The organism is Mesorhizobium sp. M7A.F.Ca.CA.002.05.1.1, from assembly GCF_003998335.1.
In the GTDB taxonomy this organism is placed as follows: domain Bacteria; phylum Pseudomonadota; class Alphaproteobacteria; order Rhizobiales; family Rhizobiaceae; genus Mesorhizobium.
Genome location: NZ_RZQI01000147.1, coordinates 1 through 9,397, shown reverse-complemented (window position 1 = coordinate 9,397; position 9,397 = coordinate 1). Strand labels below are relative to the sequence as shown.

General features: G+C 61.8%; 8 protein-coding genes. 6 read left to right on the top strand and 2 right to left on the bottom strand.

From position 1 onward, the window contains the following. On the top strand, window positions 1-1,182 hold a 1,182-nt coding region (locus tag EN939_RS10320; RefSeq protein ID WP_442919528.1), incomplete at its 5' end, for an alpha-amylase family glycosyl hydrolase. Further along, a complete protein-coding gene (bglA, locus tag EN939_RS10315) occupies window positions 1,169-2,794 on the top strand; it encodes a beta-galactosidase BglA (RefSeq protein WP_127267929.1) in 1,626 nt (541 codons plus the stop codon). The genes EN939_RS10320 and bglA, both read left to right, overlap by 14 nt. A 13-nt stretch (window positions 2,795-2,807) precedes the next feature. Here bglA and EN939_RS10310 read toward each other — a convergent pair whose 3' ends face one another. Continuing rightward, window positions 2,808-4,562, bottom strand: a complete 1,755-nt coding sequence (locus EN939_RS10310; protein ID WP_127267928.1) for a TadG family pilus assembly protein — start codon at window positions 4,560-4,562, stop codon at window positions 2,808-2,810. Continuing rightward, complete coding sequence (locus EN939_RS10305; RefSeq protein WP_164748810.1) at window positions 4,563-4,976, bottom strand: TadE family protein; 414 nt, start codon at window positions 4,974-4,976, stop codon at window positions 4,563-4,565. A gap of 411 nt (window positions 4,977-5,387) precedes the next feature. Here EN939_RS10305 and EN939_RS10300 point away from each other — a divergent pair, with 411 nt between their 5' ends. The 4 genes from EN939_RS10300 to EN939_RS10285 all read left to right on the top strand — a co-directional run. After that, the gene (locus EN939_RS10300; RefSeq protein WP_127267926.1) at window positions 5,388-6,980 is read left to right on the top strand and encodes a peptide ABC transporter substrate-binding protein; all 1,593 of its coding nucleotides are present in this window, start codon (window positions 5,388-5,390) and stop codon (window positions 6,978-6,980) included. A 164-nt stretch (window positions 6,981-7,144) separates the two neighbouring features. After that, the gene (locus tag EN939_RS10295) at window positions 7,145-8,068 is read left to right on the top strand and encodes an ABC transporter permease subunit (RefSeq protein ID WP_027035849.1); all 924 of its coding nucleotides are present in this window, start codon (window positions 7,145-7,147) and stop codon (window positions 8,066-8,068) included. Further along, on the top strand, window positions 8,061-9,182 hold the full coding sequence (locus EN939_RS10290) for an ABC transporter permease (RefSeq protein WP_127267925.1): 1,122 nt from the start codon (window positions 8,061-8,063) through the stop codon (window positions 9,180-9,182). The genes EN939_RS10295 and EN939_RS10290 overlap by 8 nt, the downstream gene beginning before the upstream one ends. A 16-nt stretch (window positions 9,183-9,198) precedes the next feature. Next, on the top strand, window positions 9,199-9,397 hold a 199-nt coding region (locus tag EN939_RS10285; protein WP_127267924.1), incomplete at its 3' end, for an ATP-binding cassette domain-containing protein.

The following is a 9,397-nucleotide window of genomic DNA, read 5'->3' as shown; positions in this document are numbered from 1 at the left end:
TACCGGCACTCATCAGACGGCGGGCTGGCCAACGATACCGGCACCGGCAACACGGTCGCTTGCGATCATCCTGTCGTCCAGGAGATGGTCCTCGACACGCTTCGCCATTTCGTCAGGGATGCCGGCGTCGACGGCTTCCGCTTCGACCTGGCGCCCATTCTGGGCAGGGTTGAAGGAACATTCGATGCCGAGGCGCCGATGCTGAGAGCGATGCGCGACGACCCGCTGCTGGCCGATCGCGTGTTGATCGCTGAGCCGTGGGACATCGGTTCCGACGGCTATCAGCTCGGTAATTTCCCGCCGCCCTTCCTCGAATGGAACGACAAGTATCGCGATGACGTCAGGCGCTTCTGGCGCGGCGACGCCGGCATGGTCGGTGCGCTGGCGACCCGGCTTGCCGGTTCGTCCGATGTGTTCGCAACGAACCGGCAAAACGCCAGTCGGACCGTCAATTTCATCGCCGCCCATGACGGCATGACGCTCGCCGATATCGTGCGCTACGAGCGCAAGCACAACGAAGCCAATGGCGAGCAGAACCGCGACGGTCACAATGAAAACCTATCCTGGAACAACGGCGTCGAAGGGGATGCGGACGATCCGGCCGTATGGGAGTCTCGCCAGAACGATCAGTGCGCGCTGCTCGCCACGCTGTTTGCCTCGCGCGGCACCATCATGCTGACCGCAGGCGACGAGTTCGGCCGCACCCAGCAAGGCAACAACAACGCCTATGCGCAGGACAACGAGATCACCTGGCTCGACTGGGCCGGCCGTGACCAGGTGCTGGAGCGCTACACGGAGGAACTCTCGAGGCTGCGCCGGTCGATGCCGGCGCTCTCCGATACAAGCTTCCTCACTGGCCAGCCACCGGCAGGTTCAGAGATACCGGACGTCGCATGGCTGACCGAGACAGGCGCGCCGCTCAATGAACAGTGCTGGCAGGACCCGCAGCGGTACCGCCTCGTCATGATCCTGGGTGGCGTCAGCCGCCTTGCCGTCATCATCAACGGCGATCGCCGGGCCTGCATGTTCACCTTGCCTGAGCGAGACGGATTCTTCTGGGCTCCAGCCATCGAAGCGCCGGATGCGGCGGACAGATCGCGACCGATATCGGGACGGGCGGTGATCTTCATGATCGAACGAGCGCAAGCCGGCACAGGGGAGAAGCGCAATGGCGGCGAGTGACAAGACCGGATGGTGGCGTGGTTGCGTCATCTACCAGATCTATCCGCGCTCCTTCCAGGACACGACCGGCGATGGCAGCGGCGATCTCGCCGGTATCACCTCGAGGCTCGCCCATGTCGCCTCGCTTGGTGTCGATGCCGTCTGGCTGTCGCCTTTCTTCAAGTCGCCGATGGCCGATATGGGCTACGACGTGTCGGATTACTGCGATGTCGATCCGATGTTCGGCACGCTCGAGGATTTCGATGCGCTGGTCGCCGAGGCGCATCGTCTCGGCCTGAAGATCGTCATCGACCAGGTGCTGTCGCATTCGTCCGACAGGCACGACTGGTTTGTCGAAAGCCGCGCCAGCCGCGATAACCCCAAGTCGGACTGGTATGTCTGGGCCGATGCCAAGCCAGATGGCGGGGCACCCAACAACTGGCTCTCCGTGTTCGGTGGCCCGGCCTGGGAATGGGATTCGACCCGCCGGCAATACTACATGCACAACTTCCTAGCCTCGCAGCCCGACCTGAATTTCCACAACCCGGAGGTCCAGGACGCGCTTCTCGACACGGTGCGGTTCTGGCTGGAGCGCGGCGTCGACGGCTTCCGGCTCGATACGGTCAATTACTATGTCCACGACCGCTGGCTGCGCAGCAATCCGCCCCTGGCGTCGAGCGTCGCCGGCACCAACGGCGAGACCAACACCTACCTCTACCAGGAGCATCTGTTCGACAAGACGCAGCCGGAAAACCTGGCGTTCCTGCGCCGCTTCAGGGCGCTGCTCGATGAATATGACGACCGCGCCGCGGTTGGCGAAATCGGCGATGAAGGCCGCTCGCTGCAGACGCTCGCGGCTTACACCTCAGGCGGCGACAAGCTGCATATGTGTTACACCTTCGACCTGCTCGGTCCGCAGTTCTCGGCCGCGCATGTGCGTGGCTGCGTCGAAGCCTTCGAGGCGGCCGTCTCCGACGGCTGGGTCTGCTGGGCGTTCTCCAACCATGACGTGGTGCGCCATGTCAGCCGCTGGACAAGGCCGGGCAGCGATCCCGACGCCGTCGCAAGATTCTCGATCATGCTGTTGTCCTGCCTGCGCGGCTCGATCTGCCTCTATGAGGGCGAGGAGCTGGGCCTGGAGGAGGCGGAGCTGGCCTATGAGGATCTGCGCGATCCCGTCGGCATCCGCTTCTGGCCAGGCGTCAAGGGCAGGGATGGGTGTCGCACGCCAATGGTCTGGGAGGCCGGCGCCGACAATGCAGGCTTCTCCACGGCCAGGCCCTGGCTGCCGATACCGGCCAGCCATCGCACCCGCGCGGTCGACGTCCAGAATGCCGACACGGCCTCGGTGCTGAAGTCCTATCGGACCACGCTGGCCTTGCGCGGGAAGCATGAGGCGCTGGTATCAGGCTCGATCCGCTTTCTCGACGCCGAGGGTGACGTGCTGGCTTTCGTTCGCGAGGGCGGCGGCGAAAGACTGCTCTGTGTCTTCAATTTTGCTGGAGGACCGGCCAATTGGCCGTTGCCGCAAGACTTAGGAGCGGTTACGGAACTTGACGGCGATGCCTCGCTCACCAGGGAGGTCGAGCTTTTGCTGCCGGGACTTGGATGCTTCCTCGGTAGGCTCGACTGATGCCTCGACTGCTCTACTGCACCAGCACGGAGCGTCCACAAGTCGCGCCGGTGACCCGGACATCCGCCTCGCCGAGACGCACGCCAAGGGCTCCAAGCAGGTTGGCAAGCAAGGTATCGATCGGGGCCGCCACGCTGTTCAGAAGTGCCACCACCGGCGGCTTCACAAATCCCAGAAGGGCGTCAAGATTCAGCGGCAGGCCGAGTAAATTCGCCGTCAGCGACAGGCCGCTGACCAGCGACGTAGTCAACGATTGGGTAAAATTTTGCGTGTAAGCGGTCCTTATCGTCTTGGCATCGATGTCGGCCTTGTTGAAAGTCAGCGTCGTCGCGGGGTTATTGGCCATGTTAAACGCCGCTGAGCCCACTACGGACACCACGGGGATGAGCAGAAGTTTCACGGCCGCGATTTCGGTGTTGGAAAACGTCTCCTTATTGGTGAAATCGGCAAAGCCGGCGCTGCTGCTGTCACCGAGATGTCCTTCGACGATACCGGGACGTGTAGCAACGGTGACCTTGATACTGTCAGGGCCTGTTGGACAACTTATGTCCATGAGCTTGGCCTCGGCATAGGCGACTTCGACATGCAGGGGCAAACTGACCGATACCAAGGTGATACCGCCTCCGACATTTTTGTTACCGCCCCCGATCTTCACTATTAGCTTGATGCGGGTCTGCGCCGTCCGCACAATGGCGCCGACCTCGCCAACCGCCAGCCATGGCGAGGATTGCGGCGGTTCGCCGATGGCGATGGCGAGCGTGGTCGACAGCACCCCCGGAATGGCGGCGCCGAGGGCGACGTCGACCTGCTTCGAACCGTTTGCCAGTCCGGCGGCGGCGGTCAGCATGCCCATCGCGCTGGCATCGACGCCAAGGCCGGCCGGCTTTTGACCGAGGCCCAACTTGCCGACGGAGCCGAGATCGATCAGATGACTGAGCGGGATCTGGACCGTACTGGTCGACTTGGAAGCGATCGTCTGCAGGGCGACCTTGGCCGTGTTGCCAAGCCCCGGCACATTGGCCATGGCCGTGGCGATCTGGCCGACGGTCGCCTTCGATGCCAGCACATCCGAATACGACACGCCGGTCAGGTTCAGCTGTGTGGCAAGGCCGTCGACGAAGGAGAGCACGCTCACATCGGCGGAGAGCAGCGCGTTGTAGTCCATGACGCTGAGCGAGATGTTGCTGCCGAGAAGTCCGCCGAGAAGCGCGTTGAGGATACCGCCATCGAGGCTGGCGAGCCTCGATCCGACCGAGAACGTCGCCTGCGGCGTCATGCTGGCGATGGCTTGGGTGCCGATGACGGGAGTTGGGATCAGCGAACTCGCGAAATAGCGGGCCGGGATCTTCTTCAGGGTGACATGGACGGCATTGTAGGGTGTTACGCTGGCCTGGAAACGCTGGCCCACATTGGCGCCGGATGCCACATATCGCCCGGGCGTGACCGTCACGACGGTTTTGCCGGCCGCCGGCTCGATCGTCTGTCCCGAGCTTTGAACGATAACCCCTGGCATGCCGTTGTCGGTCAGTGTGGTGACAACCGCGGTGTTGACATTGGTCATGTTCGAGGCGGCGGTGATCGCCGCCAGGTCCACCATTGCCTGGGCTTCGCGGCGCTCGGTGTAGATCGAGGCTTCGTCGATGGCCACCGCGGCCAGCGCCAGCGCCACCGGCGCGCTCAATGCCGCCATGACGGTGAAGTTCGCTTTCCTGTCACTCAGCATCAACCGGGCAAGCCGACCGATCCCATTGCACGCATGCAGCAGCATTCAAATGCCCCCGACCCTGATCGTTGACTGGCGCTTGATCGTGGTCCCGGGCATGGCTATGCCCGGGAAAAGGTTCCAGATCGGCAGGTTGCGGGCGTCGTACTGGATGGAAACCACGAACTGGCTTCCATCAGCCGTGCTGTCGTTGGCCTGGTAGGTCAACTTGCTGACATCCACGAAGGGATATCCGCCGGCATTGTTGGTGACGAAGCTGGCTACGAGCGTCTGGCGTTCGGTCTGGTTCAACCCGGCAATTGCCGTGCGGGCGGCATCCGCTGCGATCTGTTGGATCGAGTTGGCGGCGCCGAAGTATATACCATATGCAACCATTCCGAGTAGAAGAAGAATGAAAATCGGTGAAAGCAAGGCAAATTCGACCGCAGAAGTGCCGTGTTCTTCTTGAAGTTTCCGCATTAATTGACGGATTTTGGGCAATTTACTTGCTCTGTTACTCATAGCCGCCACGCGTCTGAAGTTCGAACCATATAGAAGGTACTCATAATGTAACCCCAGGTTGCTTAAGAACGCATTAAGACATTCCGGCAAACTGGCATGGCTCCGATTCGCGGTGAAAAATGGCGTCGAGGTGAAGAAACCAAGTCAAGCTTCTGGTTTCGGCTGCTGTTTCAGCGGCCACGCCATAGCTTTCGTCCGCCTTACTTTGGGTGACCCAGAGAGTCTGTTGAAATAAAAATTCTCCGCGTTAGTGTCTGGGCACGAGCCGCAGGACGGGAACCAGCGGCGCGCTCAAAGGGGTCAGATATCGGCTTCAGGGCGTCAACACTTAATAGGCGCGCCAACGGCAGCGCCGACAGGGAGAACTTCATGCTGAAAAACATGCTGAAGGCGACGGTGCTCGCCACGACCATGGCGCTGGCCGCCGGCACCTTCTACACGCCGGCTTTCGCCGAGACCGTCTATAACAGAGGCAGCGCCGCCGAAGCGGAGACGGTCGATCCGCACAAGACCTCGACCGTCTACGAAGCCGATATCATACGCGACCTGTTCCAGGGCCTGGTCATGCATGACCAGAAGACGAACCTCATTCCGGGCGCGGCCGAAAGCTGGACAGTGTCAGACGACGGGACTGTCTACACCTTCAAGCTGCGCAAGGATGGCCTCTGGTCGGATGGCAGCCCGGTGACGGCGGACGACTTCGTCTATTCGTTTCGTCGGCTGGAAGACCCGGCCACCGCTGCCGAATACGCCTCGATGCTGTACCCGGTGAAGGGTGCGGAGGACGTCAACACCAAGAAGGGCAAGCCGGAGGATATGGGTGTCAAAGCGATTGACGCAAATACCCTCGAAGTCACGCTGAAGGCGCCGACGCCTTACTTCCTGGAGATGCTGACCCACCAGGCCGCCTATCCGGTCAACAAGGCTTCGATCGACAAGCTCGGCGCCGACTGGATCAAGGCGGGTAATCTCGTTTCGAACGGCGCCTATACGCTGGCCGAGTGGATACCCAACGACCACATGAAGCTGGTCAAGAATCCGAAATTCTGGGACGCCGCGACCGTCAAGATGGACGTCGTCAACTATATCCCGACCGAAGACCGCTCATCGGCGATGAAGCGGTTCGAGGCCGGCGAACTCGACAGCTACGGCGACCTGCCGACCGAACAGCTCGCTGACCTCAAGACCAAGTTCGGCGACCAGGTCCGCGTCGGACCTTATCTCGGCACCTATTATTATGCGATCAAGACCGACAAGGCGCCGTGGGACAATGTCGAACTGCGCAACGCCATCTCGATGGCGATCGACCGCGACTTCCTCGCTGAGAAGGTCTGGCAGAACTCGATGCTGCCTGGCTATTCGATGGTGCCTCCGGGCATCGCGGGCTACACGCCGGCAATGGCCAAATACGCCGACATGTCGCAGATCGACCGCGAGGACGCTGCCAAGAAGACCCTCGAGAAACTCGGCTATACGCCCGAGCATCCATTGAAGATGGAGATCCGCTACAACACTTCGGAAAACCACAAGAACACGGCCGTCGCCATCCAGGAACAGTTGAAGCCGCTCGGCATCGACGTCTCGCTCGTCAACACCGACACCAAGACCCACTACTCCTTCCTCGAGCAGAAGGGCGACTACGACTTGGCGCGTGCCGCCTGGATCGCCGACTACAAGGATCCGGAGACCTTCCTCGGCATCACCCGCAAGGCCAGCGGCAACAATTATTCGAGCTATGTCAGCCCGGCATATGAAGCGGCCATGGACAAGGCTGCGGCTGCCGGCGGCAAACCGGAAGAGCGCATGAAGGACCTCACTGAGGCCGAGCGCATCCTTGTCGATGACGTCGGTAACATTCCGCTTCTCTACTACAGCTTCCACGACATCGTTTCCTCGAAGCTGCATGGCTTCGACGACAATGTGATGGACATCCATCCGTCCCGCTTCATCAGCAAGGACTGATCCTTAGCCGGGCCGCCGCGCAACGAGATGCGCGGCGGTGCTGGTTTGCCATCGCATCGGCCCGGGAACCGGAATCGATTTTCGGCATGTCGGTGCGAAGATTTGAAGGCTAGAGCGCAACCGTCCAGCTGGACGCGCGTTGCTCTGGGTCAAGCGGGGCACCGATGCTGCGATACGTATTACGGCGGCTTCTGACCGCCATCCCGACGCTGTTCGTCATCGTGACCATGGCGTTTTTCCTGATGCGCGTCGCGCCGGGCGGCCCATTCAACCAGGAGCGGGGGCTGAGCCCCGAGATCAAGGCCAATCTCGAAGCCCAGTTCGGCCTCAACGACCCGCTCTGGCTGCAATTCGTCCATTATCTCGGCAATCTGCTGCGCGGCAATTTCGGCCCGAGCTACAACATGCCGGATTTCACCGTCACCGAACTCTTCGCCAAGGGCCTGCCTATATCGGTTCAGCTCGGCGCCTCGGCGCTCGTCCTGGCGCTGCTACTCGGTTGTGTGCTCGGCACCATTGCGGCGCTTAACCAGAACAAGCTTGGCGACTATACGGTGATCGCGCTGGCGACGGCCGGCAGCACTATCCCAACCTTCGTCATCGCGCCGGTGATCCAACTCCTGTTCGGGCTGACCTGGAGGCTGCTGCCGATCGGTGGGTGGGGCGATGGCGCTTTCATCAACAAGGTCGGTCCGGTGTTGACGCTCGCTCTGCCGCAGATCGCCATCGTCGCCCGGCTGATGCGTGGCTCGATGATCGAATCCTTGCGGTCCCACCACATCCGCACGGCGCGCGCGCTCGGCCTGTCCGATTGGTCGGTGGTGGTCAAGCACGCGCTGCGCGGTGCCATCCTGCCGATCGTCTCCTTCACCGGTCCGGCGGCGGCGGCATTGCTGACCGGCTCGGTCATTGTCGAGACGATCTTCTCCATTCCAGGCGTCGGCCGCTATTTCGTCGATGCCGCGCTCAATCGTGACTACACGCTGGTGATGGGAACGGTGGTGGTGATCGCCATCTTTACCATTGTCTTCAACCTGATCGTCGACGTCATGTACGCGGTCGTCGATCCGAGGGTGCGCTATGACTGACATCGCAGCCACAGCCCCCACCGTCATCGGCCGTTCGCTCTGGGGGGATGCCTGGGCGCGGCTCAAGGCCAATCGCGCCGCCATGTTCAGCCTGTACTACCTTGCCCTGATCGGTGTCGTCAGCGTGTTCGGACCGTGGTTCGTGCCGCATCAATACACCACCATCTATGCCGACTATGTGCGTATGCCGCCAAGCCTGTCAGCCTATCCGAAGGCCGACATGATCGAGACGGCGCTTACCGAAGCGATCAAGCGCATGCGGGTCGACATCAAGGAGTGGCGGCAGGAAGGCAACCAGGTCTTCGTCACCGTCAAGTCGACCAGGCCGATCGACGATCGCAATATCCGTTATCTCGACCGTTCCGATGCCTTTGACGGCACCAAGATCGAGAGCAAGTCGCCCGACGGTCTCGAAGTGACGATGAGCGCCTCGATCAAGCAGCAGTATTTCCTGTTCGGCACCGACAACACCGGCCGGGATCTGTTGTCGCGCACGCTGATGGCCGGGCGCATATCGCTGGCCATCGGCCTGCTCGCGGGTGTCGTGGCGGTGGTCATCGGCGTGGTCTACGGGGCCGCTGCCGGCTTTGCCGGCGGCAAGGTCGACGAGGTGATGATGCGCATCGTCGACGTGCTCTATTCCTTGCCCTTCATCTTCTTCGTCATCATGCTGGTAGTGTTTTTCGGCCGCAACTTCGTGCTGATGTTCCTGGCGGTCGGCGCCGTGCTGTGGCTCGACATGGCGCGCATCGTGCGCGGCCAGGCGCTGTCGATCCGCCGGCAGGAATATGTCCAGGCGGCGGAAGCCATGGGTGTCGGCCAGCGCGGTATCCTGCTGCGCCACGTCATCCCCAACCTGCTCGGCCCGGTGGTGATCTACATGACGCTGCTGGTGCCTCAGGTCATCATCCTGGAAAGCTTCCTGTCGTTTCTCGGCCTCGGCGTGCAGGAGCCGATGACCAGCTGGGGCGTGCTGATCTCGGTCGGCGCCAAGAACATCGGCACCGCCAACTGGCTGCTCCTGTTTCCCGCCTTCTTCCTCGTCTCGACGCTGTTCGCGCTGAACTTCGTCGGCGACGGCCTGCGCGACGCACTGGACCCGAGAGATCGATAAGATGGGGATCGCTAAGATGGCTGCTTCCGAAACGATCCTCAGCGTCAAGGATCTGCGTGTCCGCTTCCGCACGCTCGACGGCGCAGTCGAGGCGGTGAAGGGCATCAGCATCCACGTCAATGCGGGCGAGACCGTTGCCGTGGTTGGCGAATCCGGGTCCGGCAAAAGCCAGACGATGATGGCGGCGATGAGCCTGCTGGCATCGAACGGCGAAG